This is a genomic window from Faecalibacterium langellae, from assembly GCF_002549775.1.
In the GTDB taxonomy this organism is placed as follows: domain Bacteria; phylum Bacillota; class Clostridia; order Oscillospirales; family Ruminococcaceae; genus Faecalibacterium; species Faecalibacterium langellae.
The window spans coordinates 662,654-686,544 of the sequence record NZ_NMTR01000021.1 but is presented as its reverse complement, the minus strand read 5'-3'; the positions used below and the strand labels follow the sequence as shown (position 1 = coordinate 686,544).

At 60.2% G+C, this 23,891-nt stretch carries 19 protein-coding genes; 5 read left to right on the top strand and 14 right to left on the bottom strand.

Features of this window, described 5'->3' with window-relative positions:
- Positions 1 to 116: 116 nt before the first annotated feature.
- Genes CGS49_RS11740 through hprK form a run of 5 tightly spaced genes read right to left on the bottom strand, consistent with a single transcriptional unit; the run spans position 117 to position 7,307 of the window.
- The gene (locus tag CGS49_RS11740) at positions 117 to 3,626 is read right to left on the bottom strand and encodes a DNA polymerase III subunit alpha (RefSeq protein WP_097801987.1); all 3,510 of its coding nucleotides are present in this window, start codon (positions 3,624 to 3,626) and stop codon (positions 117 to 119) included.
- Positions 3,623 to 4,552: a DNA-binding protein WhiA gene (gene whiA / locus CGS49_RS11735; RefSeq protein WP_097801986.1), complete on the bottom strand. Its 930-nt coding sequence runs from the start codon at positions 4,550 to 4,552 to the stop codon at positions 3,623 to 3,625. Before whiA ends, CGS49_RS11740 begins: the two co-directional genes overlap by 4 nt.
- Before the next feature lie 15 nt (positions 4,553 to 4,567).
- Complete coding sequence (rapZ, locus tag CGS49_RS11730; protein WP_097801985.1) at positions 4,568 to 5,431, bottom strand: RNase adapter RapZ; 864 nt, start codon at positions 5,429 to 5,431, stop codon at positions 4,568 to 4,570.
- Between the two features lie 14 nt (positions 5,432 to 5,445).
- Positions 5,446 to 6,345 carry a UDP-N-acetylmuramate dehydrogenase gene (gene murB / locus CGS49_RS11725; RefSeq protein WP_097801984.1) on the bottom strand — a complete coding sequence of 300 codons (900 nt, stop codon included), beginning with the start codon at positions 6,343 to 6,345 and terminating at the stop codon, positions 5,446 to 5,448.
- 26 nt (positions 6,346 to 6,371) lie between these two features.
- Positions 6,372 to 7,307, bottom strand: a complete 936-nt coding sequence (hprK, locus tag CGS49_RS11720; protein WP_097801983.1) for an HPr(Ser) kinase/phosphatase — start codon at positions 7,305 to 7,307, stop codon at positions 6,372 to 6,374.
- Positions 7,308 to 7,612: 305 nt separating this feature from the next.
- On the opposite strand from hprK, the gene CGS49_RS11715 reads away from it, so the two are divergent.
- From CGS49_RS11715 to CGS49_RS11705, 3 genes are read left to right on the top strand one after another with little or no spacing between them, the layout of a single operon-like run.
- The gene (locus CGS49_RS11715) at positions 7,613 to 9,400 is read left to right on the top strand and encodes a Na/Pi cotransporter family protein (RefSeq protein ID WP_097801982.1); all 1,788 of its coding nucleotides are present in this window, start codon (positions 7,613 to 7,615) and stop codon (positions 9,398 to 9,400) included.
- A complete protein-coding gene (locus CGS49_RS11710) occupies positions 9,397 to 10,086 on the top strand; it encodes a response regulator transcription factor (protein ID WP_097801981.1) in 690 nt (229 codons plus the stop codon). The genes CGS49_RS11715 and CGS49_RS11710 overlap by 4 nt, the downstream gene beginning before the upstream one ends.
- Positions 10,083 to 11,435 (top strand): sensor histidine kinase, encoded by a 1,353-nt coding sequence (locus CGS49_RS11705; protein WP_097801980.1) that lies wholly within the window; start codon positions 10,083 to 10,085, stop codon positions 11,433 to 11,435. The genes CGS49_RS11710 and CGS49_RS11705 overlap by 4 nt, the downstream gene beginning before the upstream one ends.
- Before the next feature lie 9 nt (positions 11,436 to 11,444).
- Here CGS49_RS11705 and CGS49_RS11700 read toward each other — a convergent pair whose 3' ends face one another.
- From CGS49_RS11700 to CGS49_RS11690, 3 genes are read right to left on the bottom strand one after another with little or no spacing between them, the layout of a single operon-like run.
- Positions 11,445 to 12,419, bottom strand: coding sequence for a hypothetical protein (locus CGS49_RS11700; RefSeq protein ID WP_097801979.1), 975 nt, complete (start codon positions 12,417 to 12,419; stop codon positions 11,445 to 11,447).
- On the bottom strand, positions 12,416 to 13,216 hold the full coding sequence (locus CGS49_RS11695; protein ID WP_097801978.1) for a hypothetical protein: 801 nt from the start codon (positions 13,214 to 13,216) through the stop codon (positions 12,416 to 12,418). Before CGS49_RS11695 ends, CGS49_RS11700 begins: the two co-directional genes overlap by 4 nt.
- Positions 13,217 to 13,224: 8 nt before the next feature.
- A complete protein-coding gene (locus tag CGS49_RS11690) occupies positions 13,225 to 14,682 on the bottom strand; it encodes a spore germination protein (protein WP_097801977.1) in 1,458 nt (485 codons plus the stop codon).
- Between the two features lie 76 nt (positions 14,683 to 14,758).
- Between CGS49_RS11690 and CGS49_RS11685 the strand changes: the two genes are divergently transcribed.
- Together CGS49_RS11685 and CGS49_RS11680 are read left to right on the top strand one after the other, a co-directional pair.
- Positions 14,759 to 15,457 carry a DUF421 domain-containing protein gene (locus tag CGS49_RS11685; RefSeq protein WP_097801976.1) on the top strand — a complete coding sequence of 233 codons (699 nt, stop codon included), beginning with the start codon at positions 14,759 to 14,761 and terminating at the stop codon, positions 15,455 to 15,457.
- Positions 15,458 to 15,461: 4 nt separating this feature from the next.
- A complete protein-coding gene (locus CGS49_RS11680) occupies positions 15,462 to 15,830 on the top strand; it encodes a DUF4363 family protein (protein ID WP_097801975.1) in 369 nt (122 codons plus the stop codon).
- A gap of 54 nt (positions 15,831 to 15,884) precedes the next feature.
- Here the strand turns inward: CGS49_RS11680 and nrdR are convergent, their stop codons facing one another.
- The 6 genes from nrdR to tig form a co-directional block, all read right to left on the bottom strand.
- Positions 15,885 to 16,355, bottom strand: a complete 471-nt coding sequence (gene nrdR, locus CGS49_RS11675) for a transcriptional regulator NrdR (protein WP_097801974.1) — start codon at positions 16,353 to 16,355, stop codon at positions 15,885 to 15,887.
- 22 nt (positions 16,356 to 16,377) lie between these two features.
- A complete protein-coding gene (gene secF, locus CGS49_RS11670) occupies positions 16,378 to 18,717 on the bottom strand; it encodes a protein translocase subunit SecF (RefSeq protein ID WP_097801973.1) in 2,340 nt (779 codons plus the stop codon).
- Positions 18,718 to 18,922: 205 nt separating this feature from the next.
- Positions 18,923 to 20,206, bottom strand: a complete 1,284-nt coding sequence (locus CGS49_RS11665) for an aspartate aminotransferase type Ic (RefSeq protein ID WP_097801972.1) — start codon at positions 20,204 to 20,206, stop codon at positions 18,923 to 18,925.
- A gap of 217 nt (positions 20,207 to 20,423) precedes the next feature.
- Entirely contained in the window at positions 20,424 to 21,752 is a 1,329-nt protein-coding gene (clpX, locus tag CGS49_RS11660) for an ATP-dependent Clp protease ATP-binding subunit ClpX (RefSeq protein WP_097801971.1), read from the bottom strand.
- Positions 21,753 to 21,786: 34 nt separating this feature from the next.
- Positions 21,787 to 22,383: an ATP-dependent Clp protease proteolytic subunit gene (locus CGS49_RS11655; protein WP_097801970.1), complete on the bottom strand. Its 597-nt coding sequence runs from the start codon at positions 22,381 to 22,383 to the stop codon at positions 21,787 to 21,789.
- A 147-nt stretch (positions 22,384 to 22,530) separates the two neighbouring features.
- Positions 22,531 to 23,847: a trigger factor gene (tig, locus tag CGS49_RS11650; protein WP_097801969.1), complete on the bottom strand. Its 1,317-nt coding sequence runs from the start codon at positions 23,845 to 23,847 to the stop codon at positions 22,531 to 22,533.
- Positions 23,848 to 23,891 lie beyond the last annotated feature (44 nt).

Here is a 23,891-nt window from a genome sequence, read left to right as displayed (position 1 = left end):
CGCTCAAATGCTTTGCTCAAAGATATTTTAGATACCTTAAACTCGCCTTTGATAATTATATCACACTCGGCGGCATTTGAAAACAGCCAGTCTGTCGCTATTCGTGCACAGAAATGTCATTTTGTTGCAACATTCTCGGCACCGACCAGTCTTTCCAGCTCTTTGAAGAACAGCGGATGCCCCGAAGTGTACAGCCGCCGGGGCGCTGCCAGACGCTTGCCGGAGTCCTTCATGCAGAGGATCACCGGGATGTCGCCGTCGAAGATGGACAAAAGGTTTACCACCTTGGCATATTCCCTGCTCTCGCGGGACGGCAGACGGATATAGACCTTTTTCGCAGCAGTCTGCAGCGGGTCCTGCCGGCCGTGGTCCGGGCTGGAGGGGTCATAGTTTTCAATGGGAACGATGCTGTCCGCCAACAGCTTGGACGCTTCGTCCTCGCGCACCGACAGGCGGCCATCAATGACGACGACCGCATTTTCCCGCAGCGCATCCCGGAACAGGTCCAGAACCTTCGGGAAGACGATGACTTCCATGGTGCCGGTCAGATCTTCCACACTGGTAAAGGCCATCATGCTGTTGGATTTGGTGGTCATCATGCGGTTTTTGACCACTGCACACACGATGCGCACCCGTTCGCCGTCCTTCACATGGGCGTCCTCGCCGGTGAGCGCCTTGATGGTGTGGGACGCCACCTTTGCCGACTGCTCCCGGTAGGCGTCCAGCGGGTGGCCGGACAGGTACAGGCCGCTGACCTCTTTTTCCTGCTGCAGCAGCTCCTTGTGGCTGTATTCCGGCAGCTGCTTGATCTCGTAAGTGTCTTCGGAGGCGTCGTCCTGCGCTCCCCCGCTCATGACCGAGAACAGGTCCAGCTGGCCGTCCAGGTTGCGACGGGAGTCGGTCTCGATGCTTTTCAGGATGCCTTCCACCGCTTCCACATGGCTGTGGCGGTTGTTGCCCATGCGGTCGAAGGCACCGGCTTTGATGAGGCACTCCACGGCCCGGCGGTTCAGCTCGTTGCCGTGCATCCGCTTGCAGAAATCATAGAGGCTGGTGTAGGGCTTGTTTTTCCGCTCTGCAACCACGTTTTCGATCAGATTGCGGCCCACGTTTTTGACCGCATTCAGGCCAAAACGAATCTGGCCCTTGTCATCCGCCGTGAAGCCGCCGTTCGAGACGTTCACATCCGGCGGCAGCACCTTGATGCCAAGGCGGGCGCACTCGCCGGAATACTCAATGACCTTATCGGTGTTATCCAGCACGCTGGTCAGCAGTGCCGCCATGAACTCGCTGGGGTAATGGCACTTGAGGTAGGCCGTCTGGAATGCGACGTAGGCATAGCAGGCGGCGTGGCTCTTGTTGAAGGCATAGGAGGCAAAACTGGACATTTCGTCGTAAATTTCGTTCGCCACCTGTTCCGAAATGCCGTTTGCCACACAGCCGGGGCACTCGTTGCCCGGGTCGGTGCAGCCATGGACAAAATGCTCACGCTCTGCTTCCATGACGGCGTGTTTCTTCTTGCTCATGGCGCGGCGGACATTGTCTGCCTGCCCGAAGGAGAAGCCCGCCAGCTCGCGGAAGATCTGCATGACCTGTTCCTGATAGACGATGCAGCCGTTGGTCACGTCCAGAATATGGGCCAGCTGCGGGGTCTTGTAGCTGATCTTATCCGGCTCGTGGCGGTTGCGCAGGTAGGTGGGGATGGAGTCCATGGGGCCGGGGCGGTACAAGCTGATCAGAGCGATGACATCTTCCAGGTTCTGTGGCTGCAGGCCCACCAGCACCTGCTTCATGCCGGAGGATTCCAGCTGGAACACGCCCTCGGTGTCGCCCTGCCCCAGCATTTTATAGGTGTCCGGGTCGTCGTAGTCCAGCTTCTGGATGGAGAACTCCGGGTGATGCTTCTGCACGGCGGTCTCCGCATCCCGGATGACCGTCAGGGTGCGCAGGCCCAGAAAGTCCATCTTCAAAAGGCCCAGTTCTTCGATCTCGGTCATGTTGAACTGGGTCACGGGCAGGCCGTCGTTGGTGGCCAGCGGCAGATAGTAGTCCGTGGGTTCCGGCGTGATGACCACGCCCGCTGCGTGGGTGGAAGCGTGGCGCGGCATGCCCTCCACCTTCAGCGCGGTGTCAATCAGTTCCGTCACCTGCGGGTCGGTGTCGTACATCCGCTTCAGCTCCGGCGAAACTTCCAATGCGCGCTTCAGCGTCATTTTCAGCTCCATGGGCACCTGCTTTGCCACGGCGTCCACCTGCTGGTACGGGATGTCCATCACGCGGCCCACATCGCGGATGGCGTTGCGGGCCGCCATGGTGCCGAAGGTGACGATCTGCGCCACATGGTCCGCACCGTACTTGCGGTTGACATAGTCGATGACTTCCTGTCGTCGCTCGTAGCAGAAGTCCACGTCAAAATCGGGCATGCTGACGCGCTCCGGGTTCAAAAAGCGCTCGAAGATCAGGTTGTAGCGGATGGGGTCGATATCGGTGATGCCGACGCTGTAGGCCGCAATGCTGCCTGCGCCGGAACCACGGCCCGGGCCCACCGGGATGCCCTGGCTCTTGGCATAGTTGACATAGTCCCACACGATGAGGTAGTAGTTCGTGTACCCCATCTTCTTGACCACGCCGATCTCATACTGCAGACGGTCTTTGTTGGCCTGCGGCACGTCGGGGCCATAGCGGCGCTCCAGACCCTCCCAGCAGAGCTTTTCAAAAAACGCCTGATTGTCCATGCCGTCCGGGGCTTTATAATAAGGAATCTTGGTGTGCCCAAAATCAAAATCAAAGTTGCACTGCTCGGCGATCTTGGCCGTATTCTCGCAGGCCTCCGGCACCATGGAGAACAGGTCGTACATTTCGTCCGTCGTCTTGACGTAGAACTCGTCGGTCTGGAACTCCATCTTGTCGGCGTCCTGAATGGTCTTGCCAGTCTGGATGCACAGCAGGATGCCCTGCATCTTGGCGTCCTCTTTGCGCAGGTAGTGGGAGTCGTTGGTGGCAGCCATGGGGATGCCGGTCTCCCGGGCCAGCTTGATGAGCTGCGGCAGGACGATGTTGTCCTCCTCCAGGCCGTGATCCTGCAGCTCGATATAATAGTTGCCCTCACCGAACAGGTCACGGTACCACAGCGCTGCAGACTTTGCACGTTCGTAGTCCCCTGCCAGAATGGCCTGCGGCACCTCACCAGCAAGACATGCCGAAAGGCAGATGAGGCCCTCGTGGTACTGTTCCAGCAATTGCTTATCAATGCGGGGCTTGGAATAAAAACCCTCCACGAAAGCGGCCGACACCATTTTGATGAGGTTTTTGTAGCCCGTCTCGTTCTTGCACAGCAGGATCAGGTGGTTGTTGCCGTCGATCTTGTTCACCTTATCAAAGCGGGTGCGGGTGGCCACATAGACTTCGCAGCCAATGATTGGCTTGATGCCCGCCTTTTTTGCCGCCTTGTAGAACTGCACACAGCCATACATGACGCCGTGGTCGGTGCAGGCGATGGCATTCTGGCCGCACTCCTTCACGCGGTCCATCAGCTGGTCGATGCGGCAGGCACCATCCAGCAGGCTATACTCCGTGTGGATGTGCAGATGGACAAAAGGCCGGGTATTCGGGGTGGATTCACTCATGCTTTTGCCTCCTGTTCCAGATTCTGCCGCAGCGTTTCGGCCAGTGCTTCCAGCTTTTTCATCCGGTGCGAAAGGCCGGATTTGCTCACGGGTGGGTCAAAGCAGCTGCACAACGCCGTGAGCGAAAGGTCCGGGTTCTGCATCCGCTTGGCGGCCGCTTCCTGCAGCACCTCCGGCAGGGTGCGCAGGGCATCGTTTTCCTCCAGAAAGCGGATGGCTTTCAACGTCTGTGCGTTGGCCCGGGCCGTCTTGCCGAGATTTGCGGTGTCGCAGTTGGTCTGCCGGTTGGTCTGGTTGCGCACCTGCTTGAACGCCTTCAGGGTGTGCATCTGCTCGGCCGCGTCTGCCGCGCCCATAAAGCGCAGCAGCCGCTCCACATTGGCGCTGGCTTTGACGTAGATCAGGTTGATGCCGTTGCGGCGGGTGCGGTGGGGCGCAAACTCGTGCTCTGCCAAAAGCGCCTCAAAATCCCGCGCAAGGTTCGTGCGCGGGGTGAGAAACTCCAGATTATATTCCTTCTGCGGGTCGATGACCGTGCCGCTGCACAAAAAAGCTGCGCCAATGTACGCACTGACGCAGGTCTGGCAGCGGATGAGGCGGGGGTCGATCTGCAGGCTGGTCTCGCTGCCGGTGGTGCCGAACAGCTCGTGCATCCGGGCCACCTGCTCCGGTGCACGGATGTTGAACTCATACAGAATGCCGCTGGGGCGCTGTTTTTCAAAGATCTCGCCCTGCACACCGCAGCGCGCGAACAGCTGCTGGGCCGCCGCAGCGGTCTGGCGCTGTTCGGTCTGCAGCACAAGGCCCTTTGCATCAAAGTATTTTGCAAAGCAGGCGATGCCGTAAGCGGCGGCACGGACGCAGCAGTCCTTCTGGATGCTGCGCGCGGCGATCTCCTCCCTTGCACGGGATGCGAAACTACTCATATTTCCTCTATTCTGTCAGCGGGTGGAATCCCGGTGCTGCACGCCTGGCTCGTAACCAAGCTGTTTGCAGTATTCCGCGATCTTCCGCGCAAAGGTGATGGAACGGTGCTTGCCGCCGGTGCAGCCCACTGCAATGGTGAGCTGGCTCTTGCCTTCCTTGACGTACAGCGGCAGGGCATATTCCAGAAAATGCTCATAGCGCTTGAGCAGCTCCTGCGCTTCCGGGTGGCTCATGACGAAATCCACCACTTCCTGGTCAAGGCCGGTCTTGTGTTTGAGTTCCGGCACATAGAAGGGGTTGGGCAGGCAGCGCACATCCAGCACAAGGTCCGCTTCCGGCGGGATGCCAAACTTGAATCCGAAGGACATCACCGTCAGGCGCATGGCGCTCTTGGCCCCGCCGTTCTGCAGGAACAGATCGCAGATGCGCTCCTTGTTCTGCGCGGTGGAAAGCAGCGCCGTATTGATGGTGTAATCTGCCCGTTCCCGCAGCGGCTCCAAAATCTGGCGCTCCTTCAAAAAGGCCTCCCGCGTGGGGATGCCCTCTGAAATGCTGATGGGATGGCGGCGGCGGGTCTCACTGTAGCGGCGCATCAGCACATCGTCCGGGGCATCCAGGAACAGGATCTTATAAGGGATCTTCTGCTGATCCAGCTGGTCCAGCGCACGCTCGATCTGCTCCCGGCTGCGGCAGCCGCGCACGTCCATGGACAGCGCCACCCGCTCCAGCTGGCTCTCGCCCGCTTCCGAAAACGCCGTGATGCTGGGCAGCAGCCCCGCCGGGACGTTATCAATGCAGAAAAAGCCGATATCTTCCAGCGCATTCATGGCAACCGATTTACCCGCGCCGGACAGACCGCTGACGATCAACAGTTCCATGTCTATCCTTCCTTTTATTTTACAACACGAATTTCTTTTTCCAGTTCGTACCCGGTCTTTTCCTGCACGATGGCGCGCACTTCGTCACACAGCGCCAGAACATCGGCGCAGGTGGCCCCGCCCAGGTTCACCACGAAGCCGCAGTGCTTCTCGCTGACGGCGGCCCCGCCGTGGCGATAGCCCCGCAGGCCGCACTGGTCGATGAGGGCTGCCGCAAAGGCACCCGCCGGGCGCTTGAAGGTGCTGCCGGCGCTGGGCTTATCCAGCGGCTGTTTGTCCAGACGTTTTGCCATCAGCTCGTTCATGCGGGCCTTGATGGCACCCGGGTCGCCCGGCTCCAGGCGGAAGCAGGCGCTGAGGATGCAGCCGCCGTTTTCTTCAAAGGCGCTGTGCCGGTAAGAAAGGTCCAGCTCGGCCGCCGGGGCTTCCGTGATTTCACCCTCTGCGGTGAGGTACCGCACCGACTGCAGCACGTCCTTCACCTCGCCGCCGTAGGCACCGGCGTTCATGTAAACGGCACCGCCCACCGTGCCGGGGATGCCGTAGGCAAATTCCAGGCCGGTCAGACCATGTTCCAGCGCAGCAGTGCACAGAGCCGAAAGCTTCAGCCCGGCCCCCGCCGTCACCTGCACGGTGTCGGCAAAGCGGAGTTCCGTTTTCAGGGCGGTGGTGTCGATCACCGCGCCGCGGTAGCCTTCGTCCGCAAAGAGGATGTTGCTGCCGTTGCCCAGCAGATAATACCGGACGGCCTCTGCTTTGCACAGCGCCACCGCTGCGCAGAGCTGTGCTTCGCTTTCCGGCAGGATGAACACATCCGCCGGGCCGCCAATTTTAAAGGTGCAGTGTGCCGCAAGGGGCTCGTTCTCCTTGAACGGGATGCCTGCCGCTGCCAGCTTCTGCTTGAATCGTTCCATAATGGTTTGCTCCTTTTCCGGGGAAATCAGTCGATCTTGTCATCCAGACCCAGACGGATGAGCAGCTCACGCGCTGCGTTGTAGCCCATCTTTTTCTGGCGGTTGTTGATGGCAGCCGTTTCCAGCACCACGGCCAGGTTGCGGCCCGGCGAAACGGGGATGCTGGTGCTGGGGATGCTGACGCCCAGAATGTCATAATATTCGTTTTCGAGCCCGGTGCGCTGGTAGTTCTTGGTGGGGTCCCAGGCTTCCAGCTGGACCACGAGGTCCAGGCTCTCGCTCACCTTGACCGCGCCCACGCCGAACACGCGGGCCACATTGACGATGCCGATGCCGCGCAGCTCGATGAAGTGGCGGATGTTCTCCGGCGCGGTGCCCATGATCTGGCGGTTGGACACCTTGCGCAGTTCCACGGCGTCATCTGCCACCAGGCGGTGGCCGCGCTTGACCAGCTCAATGGCCAGCTCGCTCTTGCCGATGCCGCTGTCGCCCAGGATCAGGATGCCCTCGCCGTACACTTCCACCAGCACGCCGTGGCGGGTGATGCGGGGTGCCAGTTCCAGATTCAGCACGCTGATCAGGCTGCCCATCAACGTGCAGGTGGTCTCGTTGGAGCGCAGCAGGGCCACGCCATGCTTCTGGGCCAGCTCCTGCATCTCCGGGAAGGGGGTCAGCTCCTCGCTGCGGCAGACGATGACGGCCGGCGGCTGCTGGCGGAACAGCTGGTCCAGTGCTTCATAGCGTTTTTCCGCCGACAGCCCGGACAGAAAGTTCATCTCTGCCAGACCCATGATCTGCAGACGCAGTTTGTCAAAATAATCATAGTAGCCCGCCAGGAACAGACCCGGGCGATTGACCTCGGCGATCTCCACGCAGATCTGATCCAGTTCCTTCGGCGTATAGACCACTTCCATGCTGACACGCTCGATCAGCGTTTTCAGCGAGACGTTGAACGTACCCATCCTTCGTTTCCTCCTGTGCTCCCGCTGCTGGGCGGCACTGCCGTTGCGCAGGCCGGGACAGCATTTCTTCCTTTATTATAATAGAACCCTTCTCAAAAAACAATATTGTCCCGGCCCTTTTTCCGCACCCCGCCAGAAACCGGCGCAGCATCGCAGCCATGCACCTGATTTTTACGTTTTTCTTACCTTTACATGGATTTTACATTCCCTCGATTTTGGATTTTACATTGCACCGGTATACTCATATTCAGGAGAAACACACCGAAAACACGCTACACGTCAAATCAAAAGTGAGGAACCACTCTATGACAATTTTCAATGTCTTTTCACTGCTGGGCGGCCTGGCCTTGTTCCTGTTCGGTATGGACATCATGGGCAAGGCGCTGGAAAAGCAGGCAGGCGGCCAGCTGCAGAAGATCCTGAGCAAGCTGACCGACAGCCCCATCAAGGGCTTCTTCCTGGGTCTGTGCGTCACCGCCATCATCCAGAGCTCCAGCGCCACCACCGTCATGGTGGTGGGCTTTGTCAACAGCGGCATCATGGAGCTGCACCAGGCCATCGGCGTCATCATGGGCAGCAACGTGGGCACCACGGTCACCAGCTGGATCCTGAGCCTGTCCGGCCTGCAGGGCGACAGCTTCATCATCAAGATGCTCAAGCCCACTTCTTTCAGCCCTGTGCTTGCATTTATCGGCATTTTGCTGTATATGTGTAAGAGTGAGAAGAAAAAAGGCATCGGCACCATCCTCATCGGTTTTGCCGTGCTGATGACCGGCATGACCACCATGTCCAACGCGGTGCTGCCGCTGCAGGGCGAAGCATGGTTCACCAGCCTGTTCACCCGCTTTTCCAACCCCATTCTCGGCGTTCTGGTGGGTGCCCTCGTCACCGGCATCATCCAGAGCTCCAGCGCCAGCGTCGGCATCCTGCAGGCACTGAGCGCCACCGGCGTCATCACCTATGGCAGTGCCATCCCCATCATCATGGGCCAGAACATCGGCACCTGCGTCACTGCACTGATCTCCTCGGTGGGTGCCAATAAAAATGCCCGCCGCGCCGCCATGGTGCACCTGTACTTCAACATCATCGGCGTGACCATCTTCCTGGTGGGCTTCTACGGCCTGAACGCCGTGTGCCACTTCCCCTTCGTGAACACCACCATTGAGGCATGGGGCATCGCTGTGGTGCACTCCGCATTCAACATTCTGGCCACCATCATCCTGCTGCCCTTTGCCAATGTGCTGGAAAAGCTGGCCATCCTCACCATTCCGGATTCCCCGGAAAAAGAGGGCTTTGCCCTGCTGGATGAGCGTCTGCTGAACACCCCCGCCATGGCCGTGGAGCGTGCCCGCAGTGCCACCGGCGAAATGGCTGAGCTGGCCCGCGTGGGCGTCATGCAGGCCATGAGCCTGACCCACAAGTGGGACGATGCCCTTGCCCAGAAGGTGCGGGACGAGGAGTGCCAGGTGGACCGCTATGAAGACGCCCTGGGCACCTACCTTGTCAAGCTTTCCAGCCGGGAGCTGAGCCACGCCGACAGCCAGAGCGTGAACACCCTGCTGCACACCATCAGCGATTTTGAGCGCATCAGCGACCACTCGGTGAACCTGCTGGCTTCGGCAGAGGAGATGCATGTCAAGGACATCCAGTTCTCGCAGGACGCCCGCGACGAGCTGCAGGTACTGGAAGATGCCGTGCAGGACACCCTGAACCGCACCACCGAAGCCTTCCGCAAAGGCGATCTGCACCTTGCCGGAAAGGTGGAACCGCTGGAAGCCGTGGTCAACGAGCTGGTGCGTGCCATCAAGGCCCACCACATCGCCCGCCTGCAGGCTGGCAGCTGTTCCATTGAATATGGCTTCGTGCTGGAAGATATCCTGACCAACTACGAGCGCGTGTGCGACCACTGCAGCAATGTGGCCGTTGCACAGATCGAGGTGGCACAGGACAGCTTCGATACCCACGCATACCTCAACGACCTGCGCCACGGCAACGACACCAAGGAGAGCGAGGAATTCCACCGCCGCCTGGACCGTTACCGCGAACGCTACCTGTTCCCTGAAAATCACATTGTGGAGGAAAAGGAACAATGATCTATCTTGTCGAAGACGATGCCGCCATCCGGGAGCTGGAGCAGTATGCTCTGCAGTCCAGCGGCTACGAAGTATCCAGCTTTGAAAGCGCCGAGCCGTTCTGGCAGGCTATGCACGCCGCCGAGCCGGAGCTGGTGATCCTGGACGTGATGCTGCCCGGCGAGGACGGTTTTTCCATCCTGAAAAAGCTGCGCAACACCCCTTCCCTGCGGCGGCTGCCGATCATCATGGTCACGGCCAAATCCAGCGAGCTGGACACCGTGCGCGGACTGGACTGCGGCGCGGACGACTACATCACAAAACCCTTCGGCATCATGGAATTTTTGAGCCGCGTGCGCGCCGCGCTGCGCCGCTCGGCCCCGGAGGCGCGGCCCAACGTGCTCACCTTCCACGAGATCCTGCTGGACAACGCCCGCCACAGCGTGACGGTGAACGGCGCGCCTGTGGAGCTGACCTACAAGGAATACAGCCTGCTGCGCCTGCTGCTGGAAAACACCAACCTTGTCGTGACCCGCGAGACCATCCTGCAGGTGGTGTGGGGCACCGACATCTCGGTGGAGAGCCGCACGGTGGACATGCACATCCGCACCTTGCGCAAAAAGCTGGGTGATGCCGGGCGCTATATCTGCACCGTGCGCAAGGTGGGCTATAAGCTGACCGATGAGGAGGAGGCTGGCGAAGAATGAAACTGCGCAGCATGGAAGAAAAAATCAGCTATCGCCTGTTTCTGATGGGTTTTCTGGGGCTGCTGTTCACAGCTGCACTGTGCATCTTCGTTTTTCACAAGGCGTTCACCGCGCAGGCCTGGACCGGCCTGGAGCAGGAAGCCGAACTGGTCAGCGCCGACTATGAGATGACCGACCAGCAGCCGCAGGAGCTGACCCACTTTGTGACGGAGGACCTGCGCATCACCCTGATCTCGCAGGACGGCAGTGTGCTGTTTGAATCCGCCACCGATCAGCCCATGGAGAACCACCTCTCCCGCCCGGAGATCAAGCAGGCCATTTCCGACGGTGTCGGCAAGGACATCCGCGACTCTCAGACCATGGGATACGAGACCTATTATTACGCCGTCCTGCTGCCCACCGGCGAGATTTTGCGCGTGGCACAGGACGCCGAGACCATCTGGTCCATCTACGATTCCTCTATCCCGGCCATCGTGCTGAGCTGCGTTGCCCTGATGATGGCCGCCGCCATCCTGGCCGGGCTGCTGACCAAGGCCCTCGTTCAGCCGGTGCTGGATATGACCGAGGACCTTGACCACATCCAGGAGAATGTGCCTTACAAAGAGCTGATCCCCTTTGCCGAGAGCATCCACTCCGACCGCATCCTGCGCGAGAACAACGAGAAGATGCGGCAGGAGTTCACGGCAAACGTCAGCCACGAACTGAAGACCCCGCTGACCAGCATTTCCGGCTACGCGGAGCTGATCGAGACCGGCATCGCAAAACCGGAAGATGTGCAGGGCTTTGCCCAGAAGATCCATGTGGAAGCCACCCGGATGCTGCAGCTGGTCAACGACATCCTGCAGCTTTCAAAGCTGGACAGCGCCAGCGAGACCGGCAGCACGCCTGCCATGGAAGTGGTGGACCTGCTGGACGTGGCGAAGGAATGCGTGGAGCGGCAGAAACTGAATGCCCGCCGGGCCTACATTTCTCTCTCGTACCTCGGCGAGAGCGCCCCGGTGCGCGGCAGCCGCGACCTGTTGGATGAGCTGTGCCAGAATCTGTGCGACAACGCCATCCGCTACAACCGCCCCGGCGGCAAGGTGCAGATCACCACGGCCTGCTGCCGCGACGGCCACTGCACCCTGACCGTGGCCGATAACGGCATCGGCATCCCGAAGGAAGCGCAGTCCAGCGTGTTCGAGCGTTTCTACCGCGTGGACAAGAGCCGCAGCAAGGCCACCGGCGGCACCGGCCTGGGCCTTGCCATCGTCAAGCACATTGCCCGCATCCATGGTGCCCGCCTCAAGCTGGAAAGCCAGGTGGACGAAGGCACGACCATCACCGTCACCTTCCCCACGGCCGATTGACCGCGCCATTCAGAACCCCAGAAAATGCACGTCTGCCCGTATCTCCGGGCAGGCGTTTTTTGTTGTGAACATTTCTCCGTTTGTTCCTGCCTGCACTGCCCTGCGCGGGCCGAGGGCGAGAAGGTCTGCCCCCTGCTGCCAGAAGGTGTGCACCGTTTGCACGGCAAGGGCTTCCAGCTCTGCACGCTGGGCTTCGGTGGGCTGGGGTTCCCCCGCCGCCAGCTGCGCGTCCAGCCGCAGGCGCACCGCGTTTTTATCCAGTGTCACAGATACGCTGCAGCGACGAATTTTCACCTGTTTTTCGTCCAGCCAGAAGGTTTTTGCCCCGGGCTGCTCCGCCAGAAGGCGGGCCATTTCCGCCTGAGCTTCCGGCAGCTCTGTCTGCCCTGCGCCCGTTTGCAGGAGGGCTGTTTTTTCAAATGCAGCGTCTTCCTCCGCGCGGCACAGCAGCGGAAGCAGCATCGTCTCACCGTGCTGATAAAGCCGCGGCATTTCGGCGGAATGCGCCTTGAGTTTCTCGAGGAGTTTGTCTGCAAAACCGCCCTGCTTCTCACAGGCTTTCAAAAGGTCTTCTCCGCTCAGGCAGGTGCAGCTCACCCGGGCTGCGGTGCGCCCGCATTTGCGCGCAAGCACCAGCTGCTCGTAGTCTGCCAGCAGTGCATCTGCACCGCCGGGCGTGGTGAGCAGGTAATCACAAAGCCGATAATCCGCCGCCTGCGGCAGCGCTTCCTCTGCGGCAGAGAGGGCTTTTTCCAGCGTGTCCCCTTCGGCCCCGGCGGCCTGCACCGCCGCAGACGCCTCCGAGGCGTCCGCCGAAGCTTCCGGTGCCTGATACCAGAGCAGCACCTGCGTGCCGGTTTCCGTCCGGGCCAAATACACGGCCCGGACCATGCTTTTCTCGGTGGTCTCGCAGCGCAGAAACAAAAAGCACCAGCCCACACACAGCGCCGTGAACAGAAGCTTGAAACGTGAGCGTCGGTTCATTCTGCGGCTCCTTTCCCGGCAGGGGCAGTGCCGCAAAGACAGGTGCGCAGCGCCGTGCACAAAAAGCCGATCCGGTAAAACGCGCAGGCCAGCCAGACCAGCAGCAGCAGCGCATCCAGCCGTGAAAACACGCCCGCGTTCCAGGCACGGAGCAGCTCTCGCTGCGGGTAATCACCCGCCCCGAAGACAAGACCCATCCCGAGCCATGCGGCGGCCTGCACCGCAAAAGCAAGCCAGGGCAGCCCCAGCAAGTGCTTCGGCGTTTTTCCTGCACACTGCGGCGGGCCGAAAAAGTATTCCGCATAAACAAGGGCCTGCACACTGCGGGCCGGGCGCGCGGCATCCGCCGCCACCAGCCTTGCCCAGTGCATCTGCCCCAGCAGACCCGGCAGGCACAAAACAATGCCCAGAAAGACCATCCACCACAGCACCCGTGCAGCCGCGTTCCAGCTGCCGGGCGCAAGCTGTCCCCCGGCCCAGAGCAGCAGCGGCAGCGCGCCGAGCAGCGCCATGGAGCGGAATTCCTCCCGGCAGACGGCGTGTGCCTGCAGGACAGTGCGGGCAAGCTCCGCCAGCAGCCAAAGCGGCAGCGCGGTCATCCATGCCAGCCGGAACGCCTGCGACCGCTGCCAGAATGCGCCCGCAAGCAGGATCAGCGCCGACAAAACGGCCGCGTTCAGCAGCCCGGACAGCAGTGCCGTGCGCACCGAACCAGCCGGGGCCGCGGCGTCTGCCAGCGCGGCCGTGAGCACGCTGAGGCCCAGTGCCGGGCCCGAAAAAACCTCTTTCTGTTTCATGCTGCACTTCACCTCCGGTCCTGCCAGATATTGAAGCCCTGCCGGGAAAGGCGGCGGTAGTTGCGCCGGATGACGCCGTCCTCTGCAAGGGGTGCCTGCGGGAACGGGTGCGGCGCAAGGTACGGCACCCCCATCATGCCGGTGCCGGAAAGGCTGAGCAGAAACGCAAAAAACGCTCCCACCAGCCCCACCGGCCCGGCAATGCCCGCCGCAAGCAGAACGCCCAGCCGCAGCAGCACGGCGGGCTCATACAGCGACGGCGTGACGAACAGCGCAATGGCCGTGACACTGGCCACGAAGATGACCGGCGTGCTCATGAGGCCGGTGGCAATGGCCGCATCCCCGAGGATGAGGGCCGACACCAGGCTGACCGAATGCCCCAGCGACTGCGGCATCCGCAGCCCGGCTTCGCGGATGACTTCCAGCACCAGAATGACCAGCAGCATTTCAGCGAACAGGGGCAGCGGCGTGGCCTTCTCTGCAGCGGCGATCTTGTATAAAAGCTGCGGCGGGATGAGCTCCGGCAGGTAGACCGCAAGGCACACGAACACCCCCGGCAGAAACACGGTCAGGTAGAAGGAAGCATATTTCAGCACCCGCAGAAAAGATGCAAACACGGCGGTGGAGGCATAGTCATCCAGACATTCAAAGTTCTCACAGAAAAGGGCCGGCAGCACCATGGCCGACGGGCTGCCGTTGACCAGCACGATGATCTTGCCCTCGCAGAGCTTTGCCGCCGCGGCGGCCGGGCGCTCAGTATAGCTCACCGGCGTGAACAGCCGGGCCCAGCTGGGCAGCAGCCACGGCACGAAATAGCTGGAATCCAGCAGCAGTTCCGGTTTTGCGGCGGCCAGCGTTTTGCGCACGCGGCGCACCATGGCCGGGTCTGCCCTGCTTTTGCAGTAACAGAGGGCATATTCTGTTTTGGCGGCGGTATCTGCCTGCTGCACCTCCTGCACAAGGTCGGGCGTGCGGATGAGCCGCCGCAGCAGACTCAGGTTCACCCGCAAAAGGTCAGCAAAGCCTTCCCGGGAGCCGCGCAGGTTGCCTTCGCCCGAGGGCTCCTCCACCGAGCGGTACTTCAGCCCCTGCACCGAAAACGCGATGCCCTCGGCACAGCCGTCCAGCAGCAGCACCGCCATGCCCGCCGTCAGCCGCTTGACAAGGTCCGGCATATCCTGCACAGGGCTGCTTTCTGCCGGAAAGGCCGACCCGTGCAAGATCAGCGCATAGGCTTCCTGCCCGGTCAGCGGCTGCGCATCGGACCGGTTCGGCGGGGCCTGACGGCTGGCGGCATCCAGCAAAAGCTCCCACAGGGAATCCAGACTGGCCATGCCGTCAAACAGAACGATGGCCCCTTTGCAATGATAAATCGCGATTTCTTTGACATAATAATCCGCAGATGCGCCAAACAGCGCATCCAGCGCGGCAAGATTTTCGGCCAGAGAGCGTGATAACTTCTGCATGTGCTTCACTCCTTTGCACAGCAGTATGCCCGGCGGCTGCGCGTTCCATTCCAGCCCGGACGGGAGGGGGTCTTTTATGAAGCTTCTGATCTGCCGCACCATCATCATTTATCTGTGTGTTCTGTTTGCCATGCGGCTGATGGGCAAACGCCAGCTGGGGGAGCTGCAGCCTGAAGAACTGGTGTCTACCATCCTCATCTCCAACCTGGCCTCCATCTCCATTGAGTCGGAGGAAGTGCCCATCACCTCCAGCCTGATCCCACTGTTTCTCATTGCGGCGCTGGAACTGCTGGGGTCGGTGCTGAGCTTCCGCAGCCAGAAATTCTTCAACTTTCTCTCCGGGCGGCCCAAGACGGTGATCCTGGACGGGCAGATCGACCAGAACGCCCTGCGGATGCTGCGGCTCACCACCGCCGACCTGATGGAAGCACTGCGCGGCAAGAACATCTTCGACCCGCGCGAGGTCTCCTACGCCGTCATTGAAACGAACGGCACCCTCTCGGTGGCGCTGCGGCCGGAAAAAGAACCCGCCCGCCTTGCCGACCTGCAGGTGAAGGCAGAGCACACCAACGCCACCATCCCCTTTGTGCTGGACGGGCAGGTGCTGGAAGACAACCTGCGCTGGTGCGGCAAGGACCGTGCCTGGCTGGAGCGTACGGCCCAGGCCAACACCCTGCTGCCGGAGGAAATTTTGCTGCTCATCGGCAATGAGACCGAGGATTATTTCCTGCTGAAAAAAGAAAGCCGCCATCCCGGCGGCTCTCCAATGAGGTGAGCACATGAAACGCATTTACGCCTGTATTGTCATCGTGGCGGCGCTGCTGGCCGTTTCCTTTTACAGCAGCTTTCAGGTGCAAAAATTCGCCGACACCATTTCGGTGCAGCTGGATACCGCCATCGACGCCATCCGTGCCCAGGACTACCCCACCGCACGGCAGGCCCTTGCCGACGGTGCCGACCGCTGCGACCAGATGCGCACCGGCATGAACCACCTGCTGCGCACGGCTGATTTCACCGAACTGGAAGCAGCCCTGCGCGCATCGGACGGGCATCTGGAGATGAACGCCCCAGAGGAGGCCCTCGGAGAGCTGCGCCGGGCGCAGGTGCAGGTGGAAACGCTGGAATGGCTCTCCCGGCGGCTGGTATAAAAAACACCGGCCCCCTGCCCTTTCGGGCCGAGGACCGGCGAAGAAGGATGTTCCTTATTTCTGGGGTTCCCTGCGGTCGCCCATGAGCTTTTGCAGCTCATTGAAGAAGCTTTCCACATCCGCGAACTGGCGGTAGACCGAGGCAAAGCGGACGTAGGCCACCTCGTCGATCTTTTTCAGCTCCTGCATGGTCAGCTCGCCGATGCGCACGCTGGGAATTTCGCGGTCGTAGGAGCTGAGCAGGGTCTGCTCGATGCTGCTGACCGCGCGCTCCAGGGATTCATAGCTCACCGGGCGCTTGGCGCAGGCGCGCACCATGGCGTTGAGCAGCTTCTGGCGGTCGAAAGGCTCCCGGGAGCTGTCTTTCTTCACGACCACCAGCGGCACAGTCTCCACGATCTCGTAGGTCGTAAAGCGCATATGGCAGCTCAGGCATTCGCGGCGGCGGCGGATGCGCTCATTGTCTTCGGTGGGGCGGGAGTCGATGACTTTCGATTCCTCCGCGCCGCAATAGGGACACTTCATGGTCTGTTCCTCCTGAAACGGGTCAGTTTTTCTTTGCCTTGGGCTTGCGCTCGCTCCACAGCACCCAGGCCGAAGTGGACACGCACAGCGAGGTGTACACACCGCTGATCATGCCCATCATCAGCGGGAACGCGAAGGTGAAGATGCTGTCCAGGCCGTACAGCTTTGCGATGATGCACATCACGCCCAGGGCCATCACGGTGGTGATGGTGGTGATGAGGGTGCGGCGGGCAGACTGGTTCACCGAGCGATTCACCAGCTCCTCAAAGGAGGCCTTCTTGCCCATCAGGGCGCGGTTCTCGCGGATGCGGTCGTAGACGACGACGGTGTCATTGATGGAGTAGCCGAGGATGGTGAGCATGGCGGCGATGAAGTTGCCGTCCAGGGCGGTACGCAGCAGCACGAAGGTGCCAAACACCACCATCAGGTCGTTCACCAGTGCCAGCACTGCCATCATGCCGCCGGTGAGGCCGCCGATGTTCTTAAAGCGCAGGGCAATATACAGCAGGATCAGCACCAGCGCGAACACCACGGCCACAAGGCTCTTTTGCAGGAACTTGGTGCCCATGGCCGCGCTGACATTGCTCAGCGACAGCTGCGCAAAGCTGTTGTCCGGGTAGCTCTCGTTCAGGCTGTCCAGCAGGGACTCCACCTGTTCGGTGGTCACGGTCTCGGTGCCGGGCATGGAGATCTTCAGGGTCTGGCCGCCGGTAGCGATGTTCTCGCCGGTCTGCAGGGTCAGGCCGTTGTTTTCCAGCGCAGTGGAAGCCGTCTTCTGCACATCGGACATGGTAAAGCTGCCTTCATAGCTCAGGGTGATCATGGCACCGCCGGTGAACTCAGTATCCAGATGGACGCCGAACACCACAGCGCACAGCACGATGGCCGCCATCAGGCAGGAGGAAACCGTCAGGAAGCGCTTGCGCAGGCCCACGAAGTCGATGGGCTTCTTCTCGGCCTTTTCCTTGCCGGGCTTATCGGCACCATAGAGCCACGGGCTGCGCAGGGCCTTGATGGAAGCCGCGCCGCGGATCATGACGCGGGTGGCGAACACGCCGAACACGAAGTTCAGCAGCACGCCGGTAAGCAGCGTGTAGCCGAAGGCGTAGATGGTGCCTGCGGTGGAGGGACCAAAGGCGAAGAACACAAAGTGCAGTGCCTTGGCAAAGATACCGTCCGAGGGGCCGAAGGCACCCATCAGCACGATGGCCACGATGACAATGGTAACGTTGCCGTCAATGATGGGGGTCAGGCCGCGGGCAAAGCCGCTCTTGAGGGCACCATCCAGAGATTTGCCGTTTTTCAGTTCTTCCTTGATGCGCTCTGCGGTGATGACGTTGGCATCCACACCCATGCCGATGGCCAGAATAATACCGGCGATACCGGGCAGGGTCAGGGTGAAGCTTTCAAACACCGGGAAGTAGCCGGACACGAAAGCCAGCGTTGCCGCCACCTGACCGGCCAGTGCGATGCAGGCCAAAAAGCCCGGCAGGCGGTACAGCGCGGTCATGAACACCACGATCAGTGCAAAGGCGATCAGGCCAGCCAGCACCATGGCGCTCAGGCTGTTCTCGCCCAGGCTGGGGCTGACGGTGGAGTAGCTGTCCACGGTCAGGGCAAAGGGCAGTGCACCGGAGTTGATCTGGCGGGCCATCTTGACCACCTGCTCCTGGGTGAAGGGGTTGGATGCAGAGCTGGTGATGATGGCCGAGCCGTCGGTGATGGCGGTGTTGACCGTGGCAGTGCTGACGTTCTCGTTATCCAGCCAGATGCTGATGGTGCCATTGGATGCTGCCAGCGCAGTGGTTGCATCGCCAAAGGCCTTGGCACCGTCGTCGGTGAATTTCAGGGAGACATAATATTCCGATGCGCCGCCGTTGCTGACGGGGCCGTACTGGGCGGCTGCACTCTCGATCTTGGAGCCGTCCAGGATCAGTTCACCGTCGGCACTGCTGCCCTCGCGGAAGGTCAGGTACGCGGTGGTGCCGATCTCCTGAATGGCGGATTCCGGGTCAAAATCCGTCTCACCGGACTGCCACGGGAACTCCAAGATCAGGCTGTCGGAATTGTTGTCCACATACAGCTCATAGTCGGTGACGTTCAGCGCCACGAGGCGGTTCTCGATGACGAGCTGAGCCGCTTCCAGCTGTTCTTCGGTGGCGTCGTAGCCGTCCGAGGGAACGAAGGTGACGTTCACGCCGCCCTTGATATCTACGCCGAAGCGGATATCCTGCGCACCCTTGATGTAGGTTTTGGTCACATCACCGTACTTTGCGTACACACCAAAGAAGGCGGTGTACACGAACGCTGCGATCAGCAGCACCGTGAGGACCAGATGCCATGCTTTGCCTTTTGTTTTCATAAAATTCAGGAAACCTCCAAAAGCTGCACCCTGGGGGAATACAGCCCGTATTCATGTGTGAACCGTTTGCCCCGCTGCTGTTCCGCGGGGGTGGGTCCGTTTGCCGCAGAGCCGCCGTCGTGCCGGCCGCTTTGCGATAAAACTCCCCTGACGACCAAAGCGGCCGCACAGAGGAGATAAAAATTCAGCTTAAATCAAAATGCGCTCAGTCTGCCTTGTCGGCCAGCAGCTTTTCCACCACGGCCAGGCGCACGCAGACGCACAGCAGCTCGGAAGCAGTTTCCACTTCGTCCAGGCTGGGGTACGTGGGCGCGATGCGCAGGTGAGAATCCTGCGGATCCTTGTGGTAGGGGTATGCAGAGCCTGCACCGGTCAGGGTCAGGCCGGCATCCTTGCACAGGCCAGCCACGCGCTTTGCACAGCCGGGCATGACGTACAGGCTGATGAAGTAGCCGCCCTTGGGGTTGGTCCAGTGGGCGATATCGCCGCAGGGGGTGAGATTATTCTTGAATGCGGTCTTGACGGCATCGAAGCAGGGCACCAGACGGCGGCGATGCTTTGCCATGTGGGCCAGAACGCCTTCCTTGTTCTTCAGGAAGCGGACATGGCGCAGCTGGTTCATCTTATCGTAGCTGATGATCATCACCGAGAAGCGCTTGCACATATACTTCATGCTGTTCTCGCTGCAGGCGATGGCAGAAACACCGGCACCCGGGAAGGTGATCTTGCTGGTGGAAGTGAACATGAACACACGGTCTTCGTTGCCGTACTTCTTGCTCTCGTTCAGCAGCACCGGGGTCTCGATGATCTCATCGGTCAGGTGATGGACGATATAAGCCTCGTCCCAGAAGATCTTGAAATCCGGGGCGGCGGTCTTCATCTTTGCAAAGCGCTCAATGGTCTCATCGCTGTAGGTATAGCCGTCGGGGTTGGAATACTGCGGCACACACCAGATACCCTTGATATCAGCGTCCTCTGCTACCAGCTTTTCCACGATATCCATATCCGGGCCGTTCGGGGTCATGGGCACGCTGATCAGCTCAAAGCCAAACTCCTCGGTGATGGCGAAGTGGCGGTCATAGCCGGGCACCGGACAGAGGAACTTGCGCTTTTCCACCTGAGACCAGGGGCAGGTCGACTCCGGGAAACCGAACACATAGCCGATGTTGATCAGGTTATACATCAGCTGCAGGCTGGAGTTGCCGCCCACGAACACCTCGCCGGGCTGCACGCCGAACACGTCGGCAAACAGCTCACGGGCCTCCTGCAGGCCTTCCAGCTCGCCATAGTTGCGGGCATCGGTGCCTGCATCGGTGGTGTAATCGTTCATCTTCAGCAGGTCCATGGCCAGATCCATCTGGTGGGGGCCGGGCTTGCCGCGGGCCATGTTCAGCTTGAGGCCCTTTGCCTGAAATTTTTTGTACTCTGCTTCGAGCGCTGCCTTTTCGACAGTGAGTTCCTCACGATTCATTGCAAGATAATTTGCCATTGAAAACACACTCCTTTATCGTACTTCCTGTTACCCATCGCACCAGTTCTGCGTCCTTGGGAGCATTCCTGCCAGGGAGCGCGCTCCGCGCAGAACCATGCCTTAATATTATAGTACATTTTGGCCACGGAAACAAAAATAATAAAGCAAAAAGCCCTGTCAAAAGCAAAAAGCTTTTGAAACAGGGCTTTACTCTCCCCTATCCGGCGATTTTTCGTCAGTTCAGGGAGACCTGATTTTTATAGCGCTTGCGCACAGCACCGTATTCCAGATGAGCTTCGCCATTCTCCACGGTGTCCTCGTCCACGGTCACGCGGATGATGGTGGCATCGCTGGGCACATCGTACATGATGGGCAGCAGGATGCTCTCCATCACGCTGCGCAGGCCGCGGGCGCCGGTCTTACGCTCAATGGTCTTGCGGGCGATGGCGTGCAGGGCTTCGTCGGTGAAGCTCAGCTCCACGTTGTCCATGCCCAGCAGTTCCTTGTACTGCTTGACCAGGCTGTTGCGGGGCTCCTTCAGCACGCGGACCAGTGCGTCCTCGTCCAGATCGTCCAGCACGGTGATGACCGGCAGACGGCCGATCAGCTCCGGGATCAGGCCGAACTTGACCAGATCGTGGGGTTCCACCTTGCGCAGCAGGGCGCGCTCGGCCTCGCTGGAGTTATCCTTCAGTGCACTGCCAAAGCCAAGAGCGGACTTATCGGTGCGGCGCAGGATATACTTATCCAGACCATCGAAGGCACCGCCGCAGATGAACAGGATGTTGGTGGTGTCGATCTGGATGAACTCCTGCTGCGGGTGCTTGCGGCCGCCCTGGGGCGGCACGTTGCTCACCGTGCCCTCGAGGATCTTCAGCAGGGCCTGCTGCACGCCCTCGCCGCCCACATCGCGGGTGATGGAGGGGTTCTCGCTCTTGCGGGTGATCTTGTCGATCTCGTCGATATAGATGATACCCACCTGTGCCTTCTGCACATCGAAGTCCGCTGCCTGAATGAGCTTGAGCAGGATGTTCTCCACATCCTCGCCCACATAACCGGCCTCGGTGAGGGTGGTGGCATCGGCGATGGCGAAGGGCACACCCAGCATCTTGGCCAGCGTCTGAGCCAGCAGGGTCTTGCCCACGCCGGAGGGGCCCAGCAGCAGCACGTTGGACTTTTGCAGCTCCACATCGCCGCCCTTGCCGCTGAGGATGCGCTTATAGTGGTTGTAGACCGAGACGGACAGCACACGCTTTGCTTCGTCCTGGCCGATGACGTACTGATCCAAGCCTTCCTTGATCTCGGCCGGGGTCAGGATGTTGATGTCCAGATCGGCTCCTGCGGGCTTGATGCTGGCGCGGCCTGCGCCGCCCCGGCCCGGACGGGCGCTCTTGGGCTGGTCCGGCTGATCGGAAAGCAGGTCGTGGCACAGGTTGATGCATTCGCTGCAGATATTGACGCCCGGGCCAATGATCATGCGCTCCACTTCGTCCTGATGCTTTCCGCAGAAGCTGCAGACCAGGTCCTTTTCGTTTTTATCTCTGCCGGAATTGTTATTTGCCATAGCTGTTTTTCCTTATCCTGGATAAATTAGCGGCTCAGCGATGGGCGATGACCTCATCGATCAGGCCGTACTCCTTTGCTTCCTCGGGCGTCATATAATGATCGCGCTCGGTGTCCAGCTGGATCTTCTCCAGCGGCTGGCCGGTGTACTCGCTGAGGATGCGGTTCATCTTGTCGCGGATGTGCACCATGTGCTCAGCGTGGATCTTGATATCGGTGGTCTGGCCGGAAAGGCCGCCGCCCTGGCCGCCGATCAGCGGCTGATGGATCAGGATCTCCGAGTTGGGCAGAGCAAAACGCTTGCCCTTGGTGCCGCTGGCCAGCAGGAAAGCACCCATGGAGGCTGCCATGCCCATGCAGATGGTGGAAACGTCACACTTGATATACTGCATGGTGTCATGGATGGCCATGCCGGCGCTGATGGAGCCGCCGGGGCTGTTGATATACAGGCTGATATCCTTGTCCGGGTCCTGCCCTTCCAGATACAGCAGCTGCGCCACCACGAGGCTGGCGGAAGTGTCATTGACATCCTCACTCAGAACGATGATACGGTCGTTCAGCAGACGGGAGAAAATATCGTAGGAACGCTCCCCGTGCGCCGACTGCTCGACAACGTAAGGAACAAAGCTCATAAAGTTCGCCTCCTGAAATGGAATATAGTATTTGCAAAATTGACCGATACGGATTCCCTTCCGGTTCTGCCGTATCGGTCAATTTTAACAACCTTTGTTATAAAACGCACAGCGCACTGCACGTCTTACAGCTGCATCCGGCAGAAATTACTCTGCGTCAGCAGCCTTCTCAGCCTCAGCGGCCTTCTCCACAATGTTTGCGTGGCTCTTGATGAAGTCGATGGCCTTGTTGATGGCCAGATCCTTCTTCAGGTCGTCCACGTTGACCAGCTCACGGACCTTGTCTTCTTCCATCTTATACTGGTCGGCGATGCGCTTGATCTCAGCGTTGACTTCGTCCTCAGAAGCCTCGATGTTCTCAGCAGCGGCAACAGCCTCCAGAGCCAGGCGGATCTTGACCTGCTTCTCAGCCTGCGGCATGAAGGAAGCGCGGAACTGATCCACGGTCTGGCCCATATACTTCAGGTAGTCCTCGAGGCGCAGACCCTGCTGCTCCACGCGGAATGCGAAGTCGTTGACCATCTCGTCCATGCGGGTCTCGTACATTGCCTGGGGGATCTCGCCCTCCATGCTCTCGATGACCTGATCGACCAGAGCGTTCTCAACAGCCAGATCGTCCTGCTTGTCCAGCTGCTCCTGATTGTTCTTGCGGATGGAAGCCTTGAACTCGTCCAGGGTGTCGTACTCGGAGCAGTCCTTTGCCAGCTCGTCGTCCAGAGCAGGCAGCTCCTTGTACTTCACTTCGTGCAGCTTGATCTTGAAGACAGCAGCCTTGCCAGCCAGCTCAGCAGCCTGATACTCTGCGGGGAAGGTGACGTTCACGTCGAACTCCTCACCAGCGGAGTGACCAACGATCTGCTCCTCAAAGCCGGGGATGAAGCTGCCGCTGCCCAGGGTCAGGTTGTAGTGCTCAGCCTTGCCGCCCTCGAATGCGACGCCATCCACAAAGCCTTCGAAGTCGATATCAGCGATATCGCCGTTCTCGGCAGCACCCTCACGGGTCAGCTCACGGGCGTTGCGCTCCTGCACACGCTTCAGCTCGGCCTCAACAGCCTCGTCGGTGACAGTATGGACAGTCTTCTCGACGGTCAGACCATTGTAGCTGCCAACCTTGACTTCGGGCTTCACAGCGACCTTGACGGTCAGGGTGACACCCTCGGCCTCGCTTGCGGAATCGACGGTGACCTCAGGACGGCCCACGGGCTCCACGCCAGCTTCCTTCACAGCAGCCTCGAAAGCCTCGGGGAACAGCTCGTTGATGGCGTCATAGGTGAAGACATCGGCACCATACATCTTCTCGATGATGGAACGGGGAGCCTTACCCTTGCGGAAGCCGGGGACAGAATACTTCTTGCCTTCCTTCTTGAAAACATCGGCAACGGCCTTCTTGAAAGCCTCTGCGTCGATGGAGAACTGCAGCTCTGCCATGCTCTTTTCGAGCTTTTCACACTTGATGAAATTCATTTGTTTTTCCTCCACTCAAAAATTCTATTGCGCCGGGCAGGAAG